This is a genomic window from Tessaracoccus flavescens (genome assembly GCF_001998865.1).
GTDB lineage: Bacteria > Actinomycetota > Actinomycetes > Propionibacteriales > Propionibacteriaceae > Arachnia > Arachnia flavescens.
On record NZ_CP019607.1, the window covers coordinates 2586731 to 2606246 of the forward strand.

Sequence of the window (19516 nt, forward strand, 5' to 3'; positions counted from 1 at the left end):
GACGCCAAGGAGGGCCCATGGATCCCGCACTCATCGTTCCCGACGACAAGGTCTGGGAGTCGATCAAGTCGGAGTGCGCCCTCGCGGCGGCCAACGAGCCGCTGCTTGCGGGTTTCCTGCACGCCACCGTGCTCAGCCAGCCCGACATCGAGGAGTCGCTGAGCTATCTGCTCGCGAGCAAGCTCGAGAACTCGACGCTTCCCGCACTCGGCCTGCGCGACATCTTCTTCGACGTGCTGCAGGAGGACGAGTGCATCCAGCGCGCGATCCTCGCGGACCTGCAGGCCGTCGTCTCCCGCGATCCCGCCTGCCCCGGCTACGCGAACCCGCTGCTCTACTTCAAGGGATTCCAGGCCATCCAGGCCTACCGGGTGGCGCACTTCTACTGGAGCCACGACCGCAAGGCGCTCGCCTGGTACCTGCAGAGCAGGATCTCCGAGGTCTGGGCCGTCGACATCCACCCTGGCGCGAGGCTGGGCAAGGGCATCATGTTCGACCATGCCACCAGCGTCGTGATCGGTGAGACCGCCGTCGTCGAGGACGACTTCTCGATGCTGCACGAGGTAACGCTCGGCGGCTCCGGCAAGGAGGGCGGCGACCGGCACCCGAAGATCGGCCGCGGCGTGATGATCGGTGCGGGAGCCAAGATCCTCGGCAACATCCGGATCGGCGACTGCGCGAAGATCGGTGCGGGTTCCGTCGTGCTCAAGGACGTCCCCGAGCACACGACGGTCGCAGGCGTCCCCGCCAAGGTCGTCAACGTCCCCGCCACGTCGCTTCCGGCGTTCGACATGAACCAGAACTTCGAGGCGCTCGACGCGTTCGACCCGTGCATCTGAACGAGATCCCGCTCCCAGGTGGCGACGTCACCGAGGGCGTGGTCAGGGTGGGCGACACCGTCCGTCGGCCGCTCGGCGAACACAGCCCTACGGTCCACGCCGTGCTGCGCCACCTGGAGTCGGTCGGCTTCGACGGGGCGCCACGCCTGCACGGCACAGACGAGAAGGGGCGTGAGATCGTCTCGTTCATCGAGGGCGAGGTCGCCGCTCGCCCATGGCCCGCGTGGGTCGGGGACCTCGAGCGGGGCAGGTCCGTCGCCCGCCTGCTGCGCCGCCTCGATGACGCGATGCTCGCCTTCGGCCTGCCCTTCGGCTCCGGCGCTGGCCCGCGCCCCGCGGGCTCGCCCGAGCCGGTGGGGCCGCCTCCCGAGTTAATCGGGCACCGCGACATCACGCCGGAGAACACGGTCTTCCGCGACGGGGAGGCGTTCGCGCTGATCGATTTCGACCTCGCCCGTCCCTCGTCCCGGGTGGACGAGGTCGCCAACCTGCTCCAGTGGTGGGGAGGGTGGCAGGCGCCGGGGGACCGCGACCCGGCCTTCGACGGCGTCGACGTGGCCCGCAGGGCACGCGACCTGGTCGACGCCTACGGCCTCTCCGGTGAAGAGCGTCAATGGATCGTCCCGGTGTCGATCTCGGTGGCCGACCGGAGCTGGTACTCGATGCGCGAGCGTGCCGAACGGCTCGGCGGCGGCTGGCGAAGGATGTGGGACGAGGGGGTCGGCGACTCGATCCGCCGGCGCGGTGCATGGCTGCGGGCCGACGCGGGCCTGCTGGCAGGCGCGCTCATCGGCTGATCCCGGCGCAGACTCCGCCGCGCGGAGTTTGTGTCAGGCATGAGGATCACAGATGTCATCAACCACAAGGGCAGCTCAGTGGTCACGGCCGGTCCCGACCAGGACCTGGCCCACCTCGTGAGGCTGCTGACCGAGCACAACATCGGTGCCGTCGTCATCGCCGGTCCCGACGGCTCCGTCGCCGGGATCGCGGGGGAGCGCGACGTCGTGCGGGCGCTCGCCGCGTACGGCTCAGAGGCGCTCAGCCATCCGATCTCCGACGTCATGGCGGCCGAGGTCCGCACCGTCGCGATGGACGACGACCTGACCGACGTCGCCGCGTCGATGACCGAACTGCGGGTCAGACACATGCCGGTGCTCGTCGACAGCCAGCTCGCAGCGATCGTCTCCATCGGCGACATCGTCAAAGAGCCACATCGACGACCTGCAGAGCGAGACGGAGTACCTGACCAACTACGTGCACGGGCGACCTGTCCCCACGTGACCTGTCTCTCTGACAGGATCGACGGATGAGCGAACTGCGCTGGATGCATCTGAACAAGGACGTCGTACAGCCCTGGGCCGAGCTGACAAACCTGTTGGCGAAGGTCGACGGGACCGAGGAGTACTACGAACCCGAGGACCTGGCTGAGGAGCTGGAGGAGACGGGGATGGACCCGGCTCAGGACACCTGGACCGTGTGGGACGGGGACCGGCTGGTCGCCTTCGGCCAGCTGCGGGTCGGCTTCACCACCCAGGAGGACGACACCGTCCGCTGCCAGCTCGACGGTGGCGTGCACCCCGACTGGCGTAGGCGCGGCATCGGCCGTGAGCTGATGGACAAGATGGAGCAGCGGGCCCGCGACCTGAACCAGGAGCGCAACCCGGGTCTTCCCGGCACCCTGCGCGCCGGCGGCGGCCTCGAGGGTTCGAGCGCGCGCAGCATGCTGCACGCGCGCGGCTACGAGGAGGCGCGCTACTTCATCCTGATGGAGCGCCCGATGCCCGGGGATCCGCTCGAGGTCGACGGGGAGGAGTTCGCCTCGCCGACCGTCGAGGACGAGGAGGCGGTGCGGATCGCGCACAACGCGGCCTTCGAGGACCACTGGGGCACCGCTCCGATGACGCCCGAGCGGTGGCACGACTTCTACGCAGGCCGCCCGATGCGTCCGCAGTTCTCGTCCATCTCCCGACGCGACGACGGCGCGGTCGACGCCTACGTGCTGATCAGCCAGTACCTCGACGATGAGCTGTACGTCGACCTCGTCGGCACCATCCGTGAGGCGAGGGGAACGGGCCTTGCCAGCCGCGCGATGGCCCGCAGCATCGAGCTGGCCCGCGGGGCGGAGGGGATCAAGGTGCTCGGCCTCGACGTCGACTCCGAGAGCCCCACCGGCGCCACCCGCGTCTACGAGCGGCTCGGCTTCGTGGAGAAGCACGTGACCGCTGCCATGACCCGACCACTGTGACCCGCCGAACCCGAGGAGCAGCCATGCACATCCCACCACCGGTACCCTTCGCGGCGGCCTGGCTCACCCAGCGCCTCCTCTCGAGGAGGAAGAAGGGTGCCCCGGAGAGGAAGGTGCCCGCGGTGGCGAAGCTGGCCGCCGTCGGGGTCGCGGGGGTCTCGGCCACGATGATGGCGGGGACCTTCGCGCAGTACCGGCTTGGCGACACGACGGTCGACCCGATCCGGCCCGACCGCACGAGCGCGCTCATCGTCACCGGCCCGAACCGGATCACGCGCAACCCGATCTACGTCGGCTTCGCCGGCCTGCTCACGGCGCATGCGTTGTGGAGGGGATCGGTGTCGTCGCTGCTCCCTGTCGCCGGGTTCATGGCGGCCGTCACGCCGCAGATCGAGCAGGAGGAGGACGCGCTGATGACGAGCTTCGGCCGCGGCTACGCCCGCTACGTCAAGCGCGTCCCGCGCTGGCTCGGTCGCCTCGGCTGAGCCGTCAGGCTCCGGGGGCCGAACGTCGACGACCTCTGCGTCCACGGGCGCAGAGGTCGAGGTGTTGAGGGCCGTTGTCCGGCCAGGCGTCGGTCAGTGGTTGCGCAGTGCCTTGATCAGCTCGGACTTGTTCATCGTGGACCGGCCCTCAATGCCGATCTCGGCGGCACGCTTGCGCAGTTCCGGGACCGTGCGGTCCTCGTAGTCCTCTGCGGTCGCGCCCTTGTGCCCGACGGCGCTTCTCGAGGTGGCGGCCGCCGCGTTCGCGATGCGGGCCGACTTCTCCTTCGAGTTGCCCTCCTCGCGGAGCGTCTCGTACAGCTCCTTGTCCTTCACACTCGGACCAGGGTCTCTCCTACCAGGCATGATGCCTCCTTCCGGATGTCTTCGACCCTACGCCGGGACCCTTCCGCGCCGAAGCGGTTCCCGGAAACGCCGACGCGACGAAGGAGGGCGTCGCGCCGCCGCGGGTCGGGGTGGCGGTCAGTGGTCGTGGTCGTGGCCGTCCGCGGCCTCTCCCGTGACGACCGCGAGTTCGACAGGAGTGACGGAGAGCTTGTGCTTCGCCGTGACCTCGAGTCTCCGCGACGACCTCGTCACCGCGCTCGACCTGCAGGGTCGAGCGCGACTCCTCGGTGCCCTGCGCGAGTTAGAACGATCCTTCGTCGAGCTTCAGCGCGACGCCGTGGTGCGGGGCGTCCGCGGAGAAGGCCCGGGCGGCCGCGTCGGGGTCGGCGATCTTCGCGGAGTCGACCACCTGGTTGGAGCCGTCGCCGTCGCCGAAGAGGACGGTGCGGCCCTCGTGCACCACGACGTGGCCGGCCTTCGGAGCCTGGTAGGTCACCTCGGTCAGGTGGGGTTCGCCCGCGAAGTGGTGCGAGTGGTCGCGGTGTGGCTCGGCCGTCAACACGCCGTCGAAGAGGCGGAACTGGTCGCCCTGGGGGTGACCATCACGTGGCGTCCGTCCCCGGCGTCGTTGAGCCGCAGGAACCCGTCGAGTTCGGTCGTGGCCACGGGACATCGGTGGGGTGGGCGCGGTCAGGCCCAGGCGACCCGGTCCCCGGCGAGGTCGGCCTCGACCGCGGCGAAGCTGTCCGGGTGGACCGCGGCCGTCAGGTTCGACAGGACCGTCGTCTCGAAGCCCTCGAGTGCCGCGTCGCGGGCGGTCGCCCGCACGCAGTAGTCCGTGGCGATGCCGACGACGTCGACCTCGGTGATCGCGTTCCTGCCGAGCCAGGCAGCGAGCCGCTCTCCCCCCTCGGCGCCGCCGATGCTGCCCTCGAAGCCCGAATAGGCGGCCTCGTAGGAACCCTTGTCGAACACCGCGTCGAAGCCGTATCCCCGGAGATCGGGATGGAGTTCCTGGCCAGGGGTGCCGACCACGCAGTGGGGTGGCCAGGTGTCGACGAAGTCGGGCTGGTCCGAGAAGTGGGTGCCCGGGTCGATGTGGTGGTCCCTCGTCGCGACGACGGCGTCGTAGCCGTGGTCGCCGGCGAGCAGTTCCGCGACCTCGGCGGCCACGCGGTTGCCGCCCTCGACGCCGAGGGCGCCTCCCTCGCAGAAGTCGACCTGCACGTCGACGACGATCAGTGCCTTGCCCATGGATCAGCCTCCCGGTTCGGTTCCGGCCAGCTTAGGGGGTGGCCGGGGTGTCGGTTGCCGCGGTTCGTGGCGTGACAGTAGCGTCGGGGCCGTGACCAGCCTGATCCATGTCTCCGCCGTCGTCCTGCGCGACGCCGAGGGGCGCGTGCTGATGGTGCGCAAGCGCGGGACCGGCATGTGGATGAACCCGGGAGGCAAACCGGAGGCCGGGGAGGACGGGGCCGCCTGCGGGGCGCGGGAGGTGGCCGAGGAGCTCGGGCTGATCCTCGATCCGGCCAGGCTCGAGTTCATGGGCAAACACCGGGCGGCCGCGGCCAACGAGCCCGACCATGTCGTCGTGTCGCAGTCCTACCTGTGGCCCGAGGCCGTCGATCCGGACGTGCACCCCGCCGCCGAGATCGAGGCCGTCCGCTGGGTCGACCCGACCCGCCTCGACGACGCGAGCCTCGCCCCGCTGTTCGTCGAGGCGATCGCGCCCCTGCTGGACCGACCGTAGAGCCGGGCACCGATCGCCGTTTCCCCACCAGGTCGGTCACCGGCCCCGCCCGGACCCCGCCAAACCTCCACAATGCCCGACATCGCCACTATGGTGAGGCTATGCAGGTAGTCAAAGGCATCGTCGCCCGCGCAAAGGGCGAGCCGGTCACTCTCGAAGACATCCAGGTTCCAGATCCGGGGCCAGGTGAGGCCGTCGTCGCCATCCAGGCGTGCGGCGTGTGCCACACCGACCTCCACTACCGGGAGGGCGGCATCTCCGATGACTTCCCCTTCCTGCTCGGCCACGAGGCGGCAGGGGTGGTCGAGTCGGTCGGCGCGGGTGTGACCAACGTCGCGCCGGGAGACTACGTCGTGCTGAACTGGCGCGCGGTGTGCGGCGACTGCCGCGCCTGTCGACGCGGCCAGCCGCAGTACTGTTTCGCCACGTTCAACGCCGAGCAGAAGATGACGCTGACCGACGGCACCGAACTCTCGCCCGCCCTCGGCATCGGCGCCTTCATCGAGAAGACGCTCGTCCACGCGGGCCAGTGCACGAAGGTCGACCCGGAGGCGCGCCCGGCTGCCGCTGGCCTGCTCGGCTGCGGCGTCATGGCGGGCATCGGCGCGGCGATCAACACCGGAGAGGTCACCCTCGGCAAGAGCGTCGCAGTGATCGGCTGCGGAGGGGTCGGCTGCGCCGCCATCGCCGGGGCCGCCCTCGCAGCTGCGAGCCGGATCATCGCCGTCGACGTCGACGACAAGAAGCTCGAATGGGCCAAGGGGCTCGGCGCCACCCACACTGTCAACTCCAAGAGTGAGGACGCCGTCGAGGCCATCCAGAAGCTCACCGGCGGGTTCGGGGCCGACGTGGTTATCGACGCCGTCGGCATCCCAGAGACGTGGAAGCAGGCCTTCTATGCCCGCGACCTCGCGGGAACCGTCGTGCTCGTCGGCGTCCCAAGACCCGACGTCAGCATCCCCGAGATCCCACTGCTCGACGTGTTCGGCCGCGGAGGTGCGCTCAAGTCGAGCTGGTACGGCGACTGCCTGCCCTCGCGAGACTTCCCCATGCTGATCGATCTCTACCTCCGGGGCAGGCTCGACCTCGACGCCTTCGTCACAGAGGAGATCGGCATCGGCGACGTCGAGAGCGCCTTCGAGAAGATGCACCACGGTGAGGTGCTGCGCTCGGTGGTGATCCTGTGACGCTCAACCACATCGTCACCGCAGGCACCTTCTCGCTCGACGGGGAGACATTCGACGTCGAAAACAACGTCTGGCTCGTCGGCGACGACCGCGAGGTCATCGTCATCGACGCACCGCACGACGTGGAGGCCATCCTCGCCGCCGTCGACGGTCGGAAGGTGCAGGCCATCGTGTGCACCCATGCCCACGACGACCACGTCCGCTACGCCACCGACCTGGCCGACCGCACCGGAGCCCCCGTCTGGCTGCACCCGGGCGACGAGCCGGTCTGGAACCTCACCCACCCCGACCGGATGTGGGACCAGGACCTCGAGGACGGCCAGGAGTTCACCGTCGGCCCGGTCACGCTGCAGGTCCTCCACACGCCGGGACACTCGCCGGGCTCGGTCAGCCTCTACTCGCCGACGCTCGGCTGTGTCTTCACCGGCGACACGCTCTTCAAAGGCGGACCCGGCGCGACCGGGCGCTCCTTCAGCAGCCGGCCCCTGATCGAGGAGTCGATCCGGTCGAGGCTCTTCGCGCTGCCCGACGACACCGTCGTGCACCCGGGCCACGGGGACGACACGACGATCGGCGCGGAGGCGGAGGCGCTCGGGCGCTGACGCGGGGGCTCAGCCCGCGATGATCGACAGCCGCAGCAGGTGGCTCGATCCCGCCGGGATCGTCAGGGCGCCCGACTTCACGTCTCCGTACTCCACGCAGACGAAGTCGGCCCATTCCTCGCCCGGCACCTGGTCGTTGCCGGGCCCCGGATTCCAGACGATGACCGAGTTGGCGCCCTGGCCGGCCAGCCGCAGCGCCGACGAGCCGTCGGCGATGGTGGTCGAGGGAGCCTCTGTGTAGACGCGGTCCACGTACCGCGCCACCGCGAGGGGGTCCTCCCCGACGCCGTCGAGACCGTTCGAGAAGTCGTGGTACGCCACGCCGCCCAGGCCCGTCACCTGCGTGCGCGCGGTGTCGGTGAGCAGATAGGGGTGCAGCGCCATCTCGACGACCGCGTCGCGGCTGGGGCTCGCGATGGTCAGGCCGATCGTCAGCGTCGTGGCGTCGGCCACCACGTCGAGTTCGTAGCGCAGGTCGGCCGGAAACCGGTCGGCCCAGGGCAGGTGGCTCATCACCTGCGCATCGGTGACCAGCACGATGTGGGCCCTTCCCTCGTCGGCGGTCACCTCGAGGGTCCGCCACCGCACCTTCGGGGTGAGGCCGTGGATGAACGGGACGCCACCGTTGCCCACGCCGAACCGGGGCGCGCAGACGGGGATGCCTCCGTGCCACATCCGCTCGGCGCCGACCACCGCGTCGGAGGCGGTGTACAGACGCTCCCGCCCGCCGGGGCGCCAGGACACGACGGTCGCTCCGATCTCCTCGACGCCGAAGGCTCCCCACCCTCCGGTGAGCAGGTGCAGGCCGTCAGGGTCACGTCGTGTGGCATGGCGAGATCCTAAGGTGCACCGTGTGCCGAGGTCGGCTCAAGGGCAGTGCACGGACGCGGGGCGTCGACCACGGTCGCGACGTCGTGCGACCGCGGTCCACGGCGCACCCGCGCGCGCAGTCAGGCCTCGTCGCGCACTTACGATGGGGCCATGCCGACGATCCGTCCCGCCCAGCACGCCGACATCCCGGCGATCACGGAGATCTACAACGAGGCGGGAGTCGGCACGACCGCGTCCTACGCGCTCGAACCCGTGTCCGTCGCGGACCGGAGGGCCTGGTTCGAACGGCTCTCCGCGGGCAACTTCCCGGTGCTCGTGGTCGAGGAGGAGGGGATCGCCACCGGATTCGCCAGCTACGGCCCCTTCCGACACCTCGGCGGGTACGCCCACACGGTCGAGCACAGCGTCTACATCGGCTCGGGATACAGGGCAGCCGGCCTCGGCCGGATGCTGATGAACGCGCTGATCGACATCGCCCGCGGAAACGGCGTGCACGCCATGGTCGGCGTCATCGACGGCGGAAACGCCCAGTCGATCGCCTTCCACGAGAAGCTGGGCTTCGAGGTCTCCGGCAGGCTGCCCCAGGTCGGTCGCAAGTTCGACCGGTGGCTCGATGTCGTGTTCGTCACCCTCGTCTTCTCCTGATTCCGGGCCGCCAGCGCCGGTTGTCGGGGCGGCATTAGGATGGGGCGCATGGCTTACCACGCTGACGCGACCGACCTGACGGACAAGGAAATTCTGACCTGGGAGGGTTTCGGGGCCGCCTCGCGTGACCTGTCCCAGGCGGTCGTCGACACGGGCTTCGACCCGCAGTGCATCATCGCGGTCGCCCGCGGCGGGCTGACCCTCGCCGGAGCCATGACCTACGCGCTGGGAGTGAAGCTCACCGACGCCATCAACGTCGAGTTCTACACCGACGTCAACGAGACCCTCCCCGACCCGGTGCTGCTTGCCCCGATGCTCGACACCGATTCCATCGCCGGGCAGCGCATCCTCGTGGTCGACGACGTGGCCGACTCCGGTCGCACCCTCGGCCTCGTGATCAAGCTGCTGCGTGGTTTCGGTGCGGAGGTCCGTTCCGCGGTGCTGTACGCGAAGCCGCGCACCGTCGTGCAGCCCGACTTCATCTGGAAGTCCACCGACCAGTGGATCGTCTTCCCCTGGTCGGATCAGCCCCCGGCACAGCGAGGTGAGTGATGGCAGAGACCCGCAAGTTCGACCCGACCGACGCCACCAACGACGTGCAGAAGCAGGTGCGTGAGGCGCTCGGTGAGACAGTCCGGCCCGTCGACCCCGGCTCCCGTCGCGAGGCAGCCGACTCGCCGGACACCCCCGCGGAGGTTCCCGGAGCGGCCGTCGTCGACTTCGACGCGAGCTCGTTCCTGTACTACGAACCCGACGGCTCCTAGGCGTGGGCCCCGCAAACGACCACAAGACCTGAGCGGTAGGCTGTCGCCAGCCGCAGCAACAAAGTAGTTAGGAATAACTGTGTCTCTTGAGTGGACCGAACAGGACGCTCGCGCTGTCGACACGGCACGCATCCTCGCCGTCGACGCTGTCGAGAAGACCGGAAACGGACACCCGGGTACCCCCGTCTCGCTGGCCCCGGTGGCCTACCTTCTGTACCAGAAGGTCATGAACATCGACCCCACCGACTCCAAGTGGATCGGCCGCGACCGCTTCGTGCTCTCGGCCGGACACGCCTCGATGGTGCAGTACGCCCAGCTCTACCTCGGCGGCCTCGGCCTCGAGCTCGACGACATCTCGTCGCTGCGCACCTGGGGATCGAAGACCCCCGGCCACCCCGAGTACCGGCACACCGAGTTCGTCGAGTGCACCACCGGCCCGCTCGGCTCGGGCATCTCGAACGCCGTCGGCATGGCGATGGCCGCCCGTCGTGAGCACGGCCTGTACGACCCCGAGAAGCCGGTCGGCGAGTCGGTCTTCGACCACTTCGTCTACGTCGTCGCCGGCGACGGCTGCCTGCAGGAGGGCATCTCGTCCGAGGCCTCCTCGCTCGCGGGCACGCAGGAGCTCGGCAACCTCGTCATGATCTACGACGACAACCGGATCACCATCGAGGGCGAGACCAAGATCTCGTTCAACGAGGATGTCGACGCCCGCTACGAGTCCTACGGCTGGCACGTCCAGCACGTCGACTGGACCAACGGCGGTACCGAGTACAAGGAAGACATCCAGGCGCTCTACGACGCCATCGAGGCGGCGAAGGCCGTCACGGACAAGCCGAGCTACATCCGCCTGACCACCGTCATCGGCTGGCCGCTGCCCAACAAGCAGGGCTCGCACTCAGTGCACGGCTCGAAGATCGGCGGCGAGGAGATCGCGGCGCTCAAGGAACTGCTCGGTTTCGAGCAGGAGCCGTTCGCCATCAACAACGACGTCGTCGACGCCTCGCGCAAGGCCCTCGCCGAGCGCGGAAGGGCCGCGCGCGAGGCATGGGACGCCAAGTTCGCCGAGTGGGTCTCCTCCAACCCCGAAGGGGCGGCGCTGCTGCAGCGCGTCCAGGCGGGCAAGCTGCCGGAGGACCTGAAGCTGCCCGTCTTCGAGGAGGGCAAGAAGTCGACCCGCGCCGCCTCCGGCGAGGTCCTCTCCGAGCTCGCCGACCAGCTGCCCGAGCTGTGGGGCGGCTCCGCCGACCTCGCGGGCTCGAACAACACCACGATGAAGGGCGAACCGTCCTTCCTGCCCGAGAACCGGGTCACGAAGGACTGGCCGGGCAACCCGTTCGGACGCACGCTGCACTTCGGCATCCGCGAGCACGCCATGGGCGGCATCGTCAACGGCATCAACCTCTCGGGCCTGACCCGCGCCTACGGCGGCACCTTCCTGGTGTTCTCCGACTACATGCGCCCCGCCGTCCGCCTCGCCGCCATGATGAAGCTCGACTCGATCTTCGTCTGGACCCACGACTCCGTTGGAGTCGGCGAGGACGGCCCGACGCACCAGCCGATCGAGCACCTCGCCGCGCTGCGCGCCATCCCCGGCCTCGACGTCGTCCGCCCGTCGGACGCCAACGAGACCTCGGTGGCTTGGGGCGAGATCCTGCGCCGCACCGACCGCCCCGCCGGTCTCATCCTGTCGCGCCAGGACCTGCGCACCATCCCGCGCGGCGACCGTTACGCCTCCGCCGAGGGTGTGGCCCAGGGGGCCTACGTCGTCAGCGAGGCTGACGGTGACGCGAAGCTGATCCTGATCGCCACCGGCTCCGAGGTGTCCGTTGCGCTCGACGCGCAGGACAAGCTTCAGTCCGAGGGCATTGCCACGCGCGTCGTGTCGATGCCGTGCCAGGAATGGTTCGACGAGCAGAGCGACGAGTACAAGGAGTCGGTGCTGCCGGCTGCCGTCACCGCTCGCGTGAGCATCGAGGCAGGCGTCTCAATGGGGTGGGCCAAGTACATCGGCCCGAAGGGTGCCTCCATCTCGATCGAGCACTTCGGTGAGTCCGCCTCCGGCGAGAAGCTCTTCGAGGAGTTCGGCTACACCGCGGACAACGTGGTGGCCACCGCGAAGTCGATCCTCGACTGACCGGCCGCGACCGGGGCCCTTCCCTTCGGGGAGGGCCCCTTTCGCGTCCACACCGACGCCGACCTGTCGGGCAGCGACCAAGGTCGACAGTTCGCGGACGGAGGTCGCTCTGGTCGTCGCCACCTCCGTGCGGGGTTGAGCCGTCCGTACTCTTGGAACATGGGTATCAGCGACATTCTCAGCAAAGTCACCGGTGACAAACCGATCGTGTTGGAACTCGACATGGCGCGCGGCGTCCTCGTTTCCCGCCCCTCGAACCCGCTGCAGGCGCTGCAGCTGATCAACTCGACAAGCCTCGCCTCGCTCCGCGACCACCTCCGCACCGCCGCCGACGACGACCGGGTGGTGGGCCTCATCGTGCACGCCGTCCCGTCGTCGACCACCATCGCCCACGTGGAGGAGATCGCCGAGCTGATCGAGGAGTTCGGGGCCAAGAAGAAGACCATGGCGTGGGCCGAGTCGTTCGGCGAACTGACCCATGGGCTTGGCGCCTACCATCTCGCGACCGCTGCCCGGGAGATCTGGCTGCAGCCGACCGGCGCGGTGTGCATCGAGGGTCTCGAGATGAGCATGACGCTGCTCAAGGGCCTGCTCAACAAGGTCGGGGTCGAGCCGCAGTTCGGGCAGCGCCACGAGTACAAGACCGCAGCCAACACCTATGCCGCGGACCACATCACCGAGCCGCAGCGCGAGATGACCGCGCGCCTCGGCCAGTCGGTCGTCGAGTCGCTCGTCTCCGACATCGCGCGGCGCCGCAAGCTCTCCACCGAGGCCGTCTGGGAGGCCGTCAACGACGCCCCCGTCGAGCCGGAGCGGGCCCTCGAGATCGGGCTGATCGACAAGATCGGCTACCGCGATGAGGCCTATGCCGCGGTGCTGAAGGCCTGGCAGGTCGACCCCGAGTCCCTGCTGTTCGCCCACCGCTACTCGAACAAGGCCGAGCTGGCAAAGAAGCTCCGCCTGAAGGGCCCGAAGATCGGGCTCGTGCAGCTGCGTGGCGGCATCGTCACCGGACGCGGTGCCCGCTCCGCGCTCGGCGGTCAGAACGCAGGCGCCGACGTGATCGACGAGCAGCTCCGCAGCGCCCTGCGCGACGACGATGTCAAGGCCGTGGTGTTCTCGATCGACTCTCCCGGCGGTTCCGCCGTCGCATCCGACTTCATCCGACGCTCTGTGCTGCGCCTGCGCGAGGCTGGCAAGCCGGTCGTCGCGCACATGGAGTCGGTCGCAGCGTCGGGCGGCTACTACGTCGCGATGCCTGCAGACGAGATCGTCGCCCAGGCCACCACGCTGACCGGTTCGATCGGCGTGCTCGCGGGCAAGATGGTCACCGAGGGGCTCTACGACAAGCTCGGCCTGGTGCGCGAGACGATCAACGTCGGCGCGGCCGCAGGCACCTTCTCCAGCGCGCACGAGTTCACCGAGGCGGACTGGGAGCGACTCAACCGCTTCCTCGACCGGGTCTATCTCGACTTCACCACGTTCGCCGCCCACGACCGCGGCATGGACTACGACGACCTCGAGAAGCTCGCCCGTGGCCGGGTCTGGACGGGCGCAGACGCCAAGGAGCGGGGCCTCGTCGACCACCTCGGAGGCCAGAACCTCGCCGTCGAGCGGGCCTGTGCGCTGGCGGGCGTCGACCCCCGACGGACCCGGCTCGCCACCATGGGGGAGCCGGGCCTTGTCGCGCTGCTGAAGCCCGCCACCTCTTCGGAGTCGGCGATGGGCGGCGCGAAGCTGCCGAGCCTCGAGTCGGAGTTCGCGACGTTCGCCGCGAGGCTCGGGGTCAAGGCCCCCGGGGTGCTGACCATGCCCTGGTCGGTCCGTCTGTCGTGAGCGCCGCCGTTTGGGGACGGAGGGTCCATTACGTAGCATTGATCTGGTTTGCGCCCGAAATGGCGGATGAGGGGTGAAAGTGAGCAAGACCAAGAAGATCGTTGCCGGAGTGCTCGGTGGCGTCGTCGTCGTTCTCGGCGGCGCCTATGTCGTGTCGTACTTCGTGGCGGGCAACCAGGTCCCCGCGAAGGCATCGGTCGACGGAGTCTCCATCGGCGGCATGGCTCCCGAGCTGGCGGTCGAGAAGCTGCGCACCGAGCTCGGCCCGAAGGTCGATGAGGCGATCACGCTCAGCGCGGGCGACCGCAGCGCGACGATCACCCCGGCAGACGCGGGTCTCACCGCCAACTACGACGAGACCGTCGCCCACGCGGGCGGGGGATTCAGCTGGAACCCGGCCGACATCCTGCACTCGCTCACCGGCGGCGGCGAGGTCGACCTCGTCCGCGAGGTGGACGAGGTCAAGCTGAAGAGCGCCGTCGAGTCGCAGGCCGCGGCCTTCGCCGTCGAGGGCGTCGACGCCACCGTGAAGTTCGACGCAGGAAAGGTCGTGCGCACCGAGGCGACCAACGCCGAGGCGCTCAACGTCGACAAGTCCACCGAGGCCGTCTCCAGCGCCTTCACCCAGGGTCAGGGCCACGCAATCGCGGCCATCGACTCCACCGATCCCGCCGTCACCGACGCCATGGTCGACGAGGTCGTGACCACCTTCGCCGATCCGCTCGTCAGCGGACCCGTTGTGCTGACGCACAACGACACAAGGATGGAGATCAGCCCCGCGGCGCTTGCCGAGGCGGCCACCTTCACCCAGAAGGACGGCAAGCTGGTCGGGTCCCTCGACGCCGAGAAACTGTTCGAGTCGACGGCAGAGGCGCAGAAGGCGCTGAAGCTCAGGTCTGCGAAGGACGCCTCGTTCGCGCTGAACGGCGCGGCCGTCAAGGTCGTCCCCGCCGTCGTCGGCGAGGAACTGTCGAAGGAGTCCTTCGTCGAGTCGGTGCAGAAGGCCGCCACCGCCACCGGTGCCGGGCGCACCACACCGGTGAAGGTTGAGACGAAGCAGCCCGGGTACACCACGGAGAAGGCCAACAGCCTCGGCGCGTTCACCATCATCGGCAAGTTCCACACGAACTACCCGCACGCCGCCTACCGCAACACCAACCTCGGCCGCGCGGCGGAGCTGGTCAACGGAACCGTGCTCATGCCCGGCGAGATCTTCTCCCTCAACGACGCACTCGGGGAGCGCACAACAGCCAACGGCTTTGTCGACGGCTACGTGATCAACGGTGGACGACTGGTCAAGGAGTCCGGGGGCGGCATCTCCCAGGCGGCCACGACTCTGTTCAACGCCGGATTCTTCGCAGGCTACAAGGACATCGAGCACAAGCCGCACAGCCTGTACTTCCCGCGCTACCCGGCCGGTCGCGAGTCGACGATCTACTACGGATCCCTCGACATGCGGTTCCAGAACGACACCGAGTACCCCGCGGTCATCCGCGGCTACATCGACAAGTCTGCCTCCGGCAAGCAGGGCACGCTGACCTTCGAGATCTGGTCCAAGCCGACCTGGGAGAAGGTCACCTCGACCGACATCGTGAAGTCCGACTACTACTCGGGAAGCACGCGCACGATCAAGGGAGACGCCAGCTGCGAGGCCCAGGCGCCCATCCAGGGCTTCACCGCCTCCTGGACCCGCCAGTTCTGGAAGGGCGGCAAGGTCGTCAAGAGCGAGCCCGCCTCGTGGAAGTACAACGCGGGCGACCGCATCGTCTGCGAATAACGCCCCTGTGTGCCTCCGCGTGAATCGGCGCTAAGCTAACAAACGCAAGCCCTCTGAAGGAGAAAAAAGTGACGTACATCATCGGTCTGCCATGCGTTGACGTGAAGGATCGGGCCTGCGTCGAAGAGTGTCCCGTTGACTGCATCTACGAGGGCAACCGGATGCTCTACATCCACCCTGAGGAGTGCGTCGACTGCGGCGCCTGCGAGCCGGTGTGTCCCGTCGAGGCCATCTACTACGAGGACGACGTCCCCGAGGACCAGGCCGAGTTCTACGACGTGAACGTCCAGTTCTTCGACGAGATCGGCTCGCCCGGCGGCGCCGCGAAGCTCGGCGTCATCGACAAGGATCACCCGGTCGTCGAGGCGCTTCCGCCCCAGGCCCAGTGACATGGGGCTGAGCTCCCGCCTGCCCGATTTTCCCTGGGACACGCTGAGCGAGGCCAAGCGGATCGCATCCGAACACCCCGACGGCATCGTCGACCTCTCGGTCGGCACGCCGGTCGACCCGACGCCGCAGGTGGCTGTCGACGCGCTCACCGCCGCCGGACAGGCCCCTGGCTACCCGACGGTGTGGGGCGCCCCCGCCACCCGCAAGGCGATCATCGACTACCTCGCCTCGCGTTGGCGAAGTGTCGAGCTCACCGACGAATGCGTGCTCCCGGTCGTCGGCACGAAGGAGCTCGTCGCCTGGCTGCCGACACTGCTCGGGCTGGGGGTGAGCGACGCCGTCGTCTTCCCCGAGTGCGCCTACCCCACCTACGAGGTCGGCGCGCTCACCGCGCACGCGCGCCCCGTTGCCTCAGACGACCCCGCCACGATCCCCGATGACGCCAGGCTGATCTGGATCAATTCGCCCGCCAACCCGAGCGGGCGGATCCTCGGCCTCGACGAGCTGCGCGCCTTCGTCGCCGCAGCGAGGGAGCGCGGCGCGGTGCTCGCCAGCGACGAGTGCTACGGCGAGTTCGCCTGGGAAGCCGAACCGGTCTCCGTGCTCGATCCGAGGGTCAACGACGGCGACCTCACGGGCCTGCTTGCCCTGCACTCGCTGTCCAAGCGGTCGAACGCTGCCGGCTACCGCGCCGGCTTTGTGGCAGGCGATCCGGCGATCGTGCAGGAGCTCGTCGCCGTCCGCAAGCATCTGGGGATGATCGTTCCCGCCCCGATCCAGGCCGCGATGGTGGCCATGCTCGGCGACTGTGACCACGTCGATGCCCAGCGCGGCCGCTACATCGCGCGGCGCGCGAGCCTGCGCCCTGCCCTCGAGGCCGCAGGCTTCCGGATCGACGACTCGGAGGGCTCGCTCTACCTGTGGGCCACACGCGACGAGCCCTGTCGCGACACGGTCGCCTGGCTTGCGGAGCGTGGCATCCTCGCCGCCCCCGGCGACTTCTACGGCCCGAAGGCCGCGCGGCACGTACGGATCGCGCTGACCGCGACCGACGAACGCATCGCGGCCGCAGCCGCGCGGCTCACGGCCTGAGCGAGGCGGGTCGGGCGCCTTCCCGGCTCAGGCGACGCCGAGCGTCGACTCGCGCAGCGTCAGCTCCCATGGAACGTTGACCCGTTCGCCTGGCGCCTCGCTGCGGCCGCCGGTGGAGCATCCCCTCGGTTGAACCTCACACGGTGGGAGGGCCGATCATGGGGTCATGGACAAGGTTGACCTGCGGCGTGAGATCGCCTCCTACACCGCACCGCGTGGCCGCTTCGAGGTGGTCACGCGGTGCGGTGTAGTACCTGATGATCGACGGGCACGGCGATCCGAACACCGCCTCCGCCTACCGGGAGGCCCTTGAGACGCTGTACCCGATGGCCTACGGCCTGAGGTTCCACAGCGCGCGGGTCCTCGGCAGGGACCACGCCGTGATGCCGCTCGAGGGGCTGTGGTGGGCCGACGCCATGGACTCGTTCACGCAGGCGCGCGACAAGTCACGCTGGTCGTGGACGCTCATATCCTCGTGCCCGCCTGGATGGACGAGGCGGCCTACGAGACGGTGCGAGCCGAGGTCGCGGCGAAGGGCAACGCGCCGGCCCTCGACCTGCTGCGAAGAGCCGAACTCGACGAGGGACTCGTCGTGCAGACGCTGCACATCGGGTCCTACGACGACGAGGGTCCGGTGCTGGCGCGGATGCATCACGAGTTCATCCGCAACAGGGGCTCACCATGTCGGGCCGCCACCACGAGATCTACCTGGGCGACCCGCGACGCACCGCCCCGGAACGGCTCAGGACGATCCTGCCCCGGTGCGCGCCGGCTGAGACAAGGATCAGGCTCGGCGGCGGTGGCTCAGCTACCGCCGAGGGTGACGACGGCCGTCGATGCCGGTGCGGGGGTCTTCGCCTCGTGCCATCCCTGCCTGGTGTGCTCCCATTCACGGTCGCCGACCACGACGGAGGTCACGCCGCCGTCGTAGCTGTTGGCGACCATCTGCTGCGCGGCGGCCCACAAGGTGGTGTCATCGGCCGCCGTGATCATGAGCTTCGAGCCCTCGGTTGCGGTGGTGACGGCGTCGCCGAAGGTGGCCAGCACCCGCTCGAAGGCGGCCTCGTCGGCCGTCGGGGCCTCCTCGAAGCTCAGACACGAAAACGTCTCCGGCGCCGACCCGCGCAGGGCCCCCGCGATGGCACGGGCGTTGGCCTCGTGCTTGCGGTATGCCTCGGGGAAGCCGCTGCGCTGCACCTTCTGCGCCATGTCGTTGACGTCGGTGCTCTCCCAGTTGTCGAACTTGACCAGTTCCTCGTAGAACCGGTTCGAGGAGTACCAGGGATCCATGATCTCCTCCTCCGTGCCCCAGCCGTAGGAGGGGCGCTGCTGGAAGAGGCCGAGCGAGTCGCGGTCGCCGTAGTCGAGGTTGCGCAACGCCGACTCCTGGTAGGCGGTGGCGATCGCCACGACCGCCGCCTGTTCCGGGAGCCCACGCTCGACGGAGACGGCGACGATGATCGACGCGTTGCGGGCCTGCTCCTGGGAGAGGGTCGTTGGCTGTTCCTTTCCGGGGACCAGCACCTCGCACTGTTCAGGCGTGAAGCGCTGGTACAGGTACTGGTAGGCCTGCCAGCCGCCGAACCCGAGCGCACCAAGTACGATGACGACGACCAGCGTGACGACCAGAGGCTTGCGCATCAGTTGTTGTGCAGCTCGGAGTTGAGCTCGACCTTCGAACCGCGGCGGTGCAGGACCCGGACATTGCCGTGGACCGAATCGCGCAGGAACAGCAGGTCGTTCTGGCCGCTCAGCTCGCGCGCCTTGACGATCTCGCCCTCGCTGAGCGCAACCTTCGTGCCCGCGGTGACGTAGAGGCCCGCCTCGACCACACAGTCGTTGCCGAGCGAGATACCGACGCCCGAGTTGGCGCCGAGGAGGCAGCGCTCACCCAGCGAGATGACCTCCTGGCCGCCGCCCGAGAGGGTGCCCATGATGGAGGCGCCTCCGCCGACATCGGTGCCGTCGCCGACGACGACCCCGGCCGAGATGCGACCCTCGACCATGGAGGTGCCGAGCGTGCCCGCGTTGAAGTTCACGAAGCCCTCGTGCATGACGGTGGTGCCCTCGGCGAGGTGGGCGCCGAGACGGACGCGGTCGGCGTCGGCGATGCGGACCCCTGCGGGGACGATGTAGTCGACCATGCGGGGGAACTTGTCGATCCCGTAGACGGTCAGCTGCTCACCGCGCGAACGCAGCAGGGTGCGGACCCGGTTGACGTCGCCGATCCGGACGGGGCCGGCGGTCGTCCAGGCATTGTTCGGCAGCACGCCGAAGATGCCGGTGAGGTTCTGGCCGTGCGGCGCGACGAGCCGTGCGCTCAGGAGATGCAGGCGCAGGTACGCGTCCTCGACCGTCTCGGGGGCGGCATCGAGATCGATCTCGACGCGCACCACCTTCGTCTCGACCTGGCGGATCTCATCGACGTGCTGGGCCTCCGCCAGCAGGGACGGGGGCTCGTCGGTGACGTCGTTGCCGAGGCTCGGCTCGGGGTACCAGGCATCCAGGACGGCTCCGGTCGTGTGGACGGTGCCCAGGCCCCAGGCCCAGGCGGTGCGGCTCTCGTTGGTCATAGCGCCGATTCTAGG

General features: G+C 69.0%; 23 protein-coding genes. 16 read left to right on the top strand and 7 right to left on the bottom strand.

Annotated features, from left to right (window positions below):
- The first annotated feature begins 17 nt into the window (after window positions 1–17).
- Genes cysE through BW733_RS12480 form a run of 5 tightly spaced genes read left to right on the top strand, consistent with a single transcriptional unit; the run spans window position 18 to window position 3569 of the window.
- The gene (cysE, locus tag BW733_RS19845; protein WP_077350910.1) at window positions 18–839 is read left to right on the top strand and encodes a serine O-acetyltransferase; all 822 of its coding nucleotides are present in this window, start codon (window positions 18–20) and stop codon (window positions 837–839) included.
- A complete protein-coding gene (locus BW733_RS12465) occupies window positions 830–1636 on the top strand; it encodes a phosphotransferase (protein ID WP_077350912.1) in 807 nt (268 codons plus the stop codon). Before cysE ends, BW733_RS12465 begins: the two co-directional genes overlap by 10 nt.
- 39 nt (window positions 1637–1675) lie before the next feature.
- The gene (locus BW733_RS12470; RefSeq protein WP_202970203.1) at window positions 1676–2149 is read left to right on the top strand and encodes a CBS domain-containing protein; all 474 of its coding nucleotides are present in this window, start codon (window positions 1676–1678) and stop codon (window positions 2147–2149) included.
- On the top strand, window positions 2146–3084 hold the full coding sequence (locus BW733_RS12475; RefSeq protein WP_077350914.1) for a GNAT family N-acetyltransferase: 939 nt from the start codon (window positions 2146–2148) through the stop codon (window positions 3082–3084). Before BW733_RS12470 ends, BW733_RS12475 begins: the two co-directional genes overlap by 4 nt.
- 23 nt (window positions 3085–3107) lie before the next feature.
- On the top strand, window positions 3108–3569 hold the full coding sequence (locus BW733_RS12480) for a methyltransferase family protein (protein WP_077350916.1): 462 nt from the start codon (window positions 3108–3110) through the stop codon (window positions 3567–3569).
- A gap of 93 nt (window positions 3570–3662) precedes the next feature.
- Here BW733_RS12480 and BW733_RS12485 read toward each other — a convergent pair whose 3' ends face one another.
- From BW733_RS12485 to BW733_RS12495, 3 genes are all read right to left on the bottom strand, one after another.
- On the bottom strand, window positions 3663–3935 hold the full coding sequence (locus tag BW733_RS12485) for a DUF7218 family protein (RefSeq protein ID WP_077350918.1): 273 nt from the start codon (window positions 3933–3935) through the stop codon (window positions 3663–3665).
- Window positions 3936–4218: 283 nt separating this feature from the next.
- Window positions 4219–4479, bottom strand: a complete 261-nt coding sequence (locus BW733_RS12490; protein WP_152024701.1) for a hypothetical protein — start codon at window positions 4477–4479, stop codon at window positions 4219–4221.
- 128 nt (window positions 4480–4607) lie between these two features.
- The gene (locus BW733_RS12495; protein WP_077350922.1) at window positions 4608–5171 is read right to left on the bottom strand and encodes an isochorismatase family protein; all 564 of its coding nucleotides are present in this window, start codon (window positions 5169–5171) and stop codon (window positions 4608–4610) included.
- 91 nt (window positions 5172–5262) lie between these two features.
- Between BW733_RS12495 and BW733_RS12500 the strand changes: the two genes are divergently transcribed.
- The 3 genes from BW733_RS12500 to BW733_RS12510 all read left to right on the top strand — a co-directional run bounded on the left by BW733_RS12500 (window position 5263) and on the right by BW733_RS12510 (window position 7456).
- Window positions 5263–5667, top strand: a complete 405-nt coding sequence (locus BW733_RS12500; RefSeq protein WP_237268186.1) for an NUDIX hydrolase — start codon at window positions 5263–5265, stop codon at window positions 5665–5667.
- A gap of 101 nt (window positions 5668–5768) precedes the next feature.
- Window positions 5769–6854 carry an S-(hydroxymethyl)mycothiol dehydrogenase gene (locus tag BW733_RS12505; RefSeq protein ID WP_077350926.1) on the top strand — a complete coding sequence of 362 codons (1086 nt, stop codon included), beginning with the start codon at window positions 5769–5771 and terminating at the stop codon, window positions 6852–6854.
- Window positions 6851–7456, top strand: coding sequence for an MBL fold metallo-hydrolase (locus BW733_RS12510; RefSeq protein ID WP_077350928.1), 606 nt, complete (start codon window positions 6851–6853; stop codon window positions 7454–7456). Before BW733_RS12505 ends, BW733_RS12510 begins: the two co-directional genes overlap by 4 nt.
- A gap of 9 nt (window positions 7457–7465) precedes the next feature.
- On the opposite strand, the gene BW733_RS12515 is transcribed toward BW733_RS12510, so the two are convergent.
- Window positions 7466–8200, bottom strand: coding sequence for an aldose epimerase family protein (locus tag BW733_RS12515; protein ID WP_161490232.1), 735 nt, complete (start codon window positions 8198–8200; stop codon window positions 7466–7468).
- A gap of 237 nt (window positions 8201–8437) precedes the next feature.
- Between BW733_RS12515 and BW733_RS12520 the strand changes: the two genes are divergently transcribed.
- The 8 genes from BW733_RS12520 (at window position 8438) to dapC (ending at window position 16928) form a co-directional block, all read left to right on the top strand.
- A complete protein-coding gene (locus BW733_RS12520) occupies window positions 8438–8932 on the top strand; it encodes a GNAT family N-acetyltransferase (protein ID WP_077350932.1) in 495 nt (164 codons plus the stop codon).
- 48 nt (window positions 8933–8980) lie between these two features.
- The gene (locus BW733_RS12525; protein ID WP_077350934.1) at window positions 8981–9484 is read left to right on the top strand and encodes a phosphoribosyltransferase; all 504 of its coding nucleotides are present in this window, start codon (window positions 8981–8983) and stop codon (window positions 9482–9484) included.
- Complete coding sequence (locus tag BW733_RS12530) at window positions 9484–9696, top strand: hypothetical protein (protein ID WP_077350936.1); 213 nt, start codon at window positions 9484–9486, stop codon at window positions 9694–9696. Before BW733_RS12525 ends, BW733_RS12530 begins: the two co-directional genes overlap by 1 nt.
- Window positions 9697–9775: 79 nt before the next feature.
- The gene (tkt, locus tag BW733_RS12535) at window positions 9776–11833 is read left to right on the top strand and encodes a transketolase (protein WP_077350938.1); all 2058 of its coding nucleotides are present in this window, start codon (window positions 9776–9778) and stop codon (window positions 11831–11833) included.
- A gap of 159 nt (window positions 11834–11992) precedes the next feature.
- The gene (gene sppA / locus BW733_RS12540) at window positions 11993–13669 is read left to right on the top strand and encodes a signal peptide peptidase SppA (protein WP_077350940.1); all 1677 of its coding nucleotides are present in this window, start codon (window positions 11993–11995) and stop codon (window positions 13667–13669) included.
- A 79-nt stretch (window positions 13670–13748) separates the two neighbouring features.
- Window positions 13749–15446 carry a VanW family protein gene (locus tag BW733_RS12545; RefSeq protein ID WP_077350942.1) on the top strand — a complete coding sequence of 566 codons (1698 nt, stop codon included), beginning with the start codon at window positions 13749–13751 and terminating at the stop codon, window positions 15444–15446.
- 68 nt (window positions 15447–15514) lie between these two features.
- Window positions 15515–15835 (top strand): ferredoxin, encoded by a 321-nt coding sequence (gene fdxA, locus BW733_RS12550; protein WP_077350944.1) that lies wholly within the window; start codon window positions 15515–15517, stop codon window positions 15833–15835.
- A 1-nt stretch (window position 15836) separates the two neighbouring features.
- The gene (gene dapC, locus BW733_RS12555; protein ID WP_077350946.1) at window positions 15837–16928 is read left to right on the top strand and encodes a succinyldiaminopimelate transaminase; all 1092 of its coding nucleotides are present in this window, start codon (window positions 15837–15839) and stop codon (window positions 16926–16928) included.
- Between the two features lie 331 nt (window positions 16929–17259).
- On the opposite strand, the gene BW733_RS18640 is transcribed toward dapC, so the two are convergent.
- The 3 genes from BW733_RS18640 to dapD all read right to left on the bottom strand — a co-directional run bounded on the left by BW733_RS18640 (window position 17260) and on the right by dapD (window position 19501).
- Entirely contained in the window at window positions 17260–17580 is a 321-nt protein-coding gene (locus BW733_RS18640; RefSeq protein ID WP_161490233.1) for a hypothetical protein, read from the bottom strand.
- 152 nt (window positions 17581–17732) lie between these two features.
- Window positions 17733–18569: a hypothetical protein gene (locus BW733_RS17945; RefSeq protein WP_152024703.1), complete on the bottom strand. Its 837-nt coding sequence runs from the start codon at window positions 18567–18569 to the stop codon at window positions 17733–17735.
- A complete protein-coding gene (dapD, locus tag BW733_RS12565; protein WP_077350948.1) occupies window positions 18569–19501 on the bottom strand; it encodes a 2,3,4,5-tetrahydropyridine-2,6-dicarboxylate N-succinyltransferase in 933 nt (310 codons plus the stop codon). Before dapD ends, BW733_RS17945 begins: the two co-directional genes overlap by 1 nt.
- Window positions 19502–19516 lie beyond the last annotated feature (15 nt).

Excerpts from the sequence above, each read along its gene's own strand:
- BW733_RS12470 (WP_202970203.1), top strand. The coding sequence starts at position 1,676 with ATGAGGATCACAGATGTCATCAACCACAAGGGCAGCTCAGTGGTCACG.
- dapC (WP_077350946.1), top strand. The coding sequence starts at position 15,837 with ATGGGGCTGAGCTCCCGCCTGCCCGATTTTCCCTGGGACACGCTGAGC.
- sppA (WP_077350940.1), top strand. The coding sequence starts at position 11,993 with ATGGGTATCAGCGACATTCTCAGCAAAGTCACCGGTGACAAACCGATC.
- BW733_RS12505 (WP_077350926.1), top strand. The coding sequence starts at position 5,769 with ATGCAGGTAGTCAAAGGCATCGTCGCCCGCGCAAAGGGCGAGCCGGTC.
- BW733_RS12495 (WP_077350922.1), bottom strand. The coding sequence starts at position 5,171 with ATGGGCAAGGCACTGATCGTCGTCGACGTGCAGGTCGACTTCTGCGAG.
- BW733_RS18640 (WP_161490233.1), bottom strand. The coding sequence starts at position 17,580 with ATGCATCCGCGCCAGCACCGGACCCTCGTCGTCGTAGGACCCGATGTG.
- BW733_RS12485 (WP_077350918.1), bottom strand. The coding sequence starts at position 3,935 with ATGCCTGGTAGGAGAGACCCTGGTCCGAGTGTGAAGGACAAGGAGCTG.
- BW733_RS12525 (WP_077350934.1), top strand. The coding sequence starts at position 8,981 with ATGGCTTACCACGCTGACGCGACCGACCTGACGGACAAGGAAATTCTG.
- BW733_RS12480 (WP_077350916.1), top strand. The coding sequence starts at position 3,108 with ATGCACATCCCACCACCGGTACCCTTCGCGGCGGCCTGGCTCACCCAG.
- BW733_RS12475 (WP_077350914.1), top strand. The coding sequence starts at position 2,146 with ATGAGCGAACTGCGCTGGATGCATCTGAACAAGGACGTCGTACAGCCC.
- BW733_RS12520 (WP_077350932.1), top strand. The coding sequence starts at position 8,438 with ATGCCGACGATCCGTCCCGCCCAGCACGCCGACATCCCGGCGATCACG.
- BW733_RS17945 (WP_152024703.1), bottom strand. The coding sequence starts at position 18,569 with ATGCGCAAGCCTCTGGTCGTCACGCTGGTCGTCGTCATCGTACTTGGT.
- dapD (WP_077350948.1), bottom strand. The coding sequence starts at position 19,501 with ATGACCAACGAGAGCCGCACCGCCTGGGCCTGGGGCCTGGGCACCGTC.
- cysE (WP_077350910.1), top strand. The coding sequence starts at position 18 with ATGGATCCCGCACTCATCGTTCCCGACGACAAGGTCTGGGAGTCGATC.
- BW733_RS12530 (WP_077350936.1), top strand. The coding sequence starts at position 9,484 with ATGGCAGAGACCCGCAAGTTCGACCCGACCGACGCCACCAACGACGTG.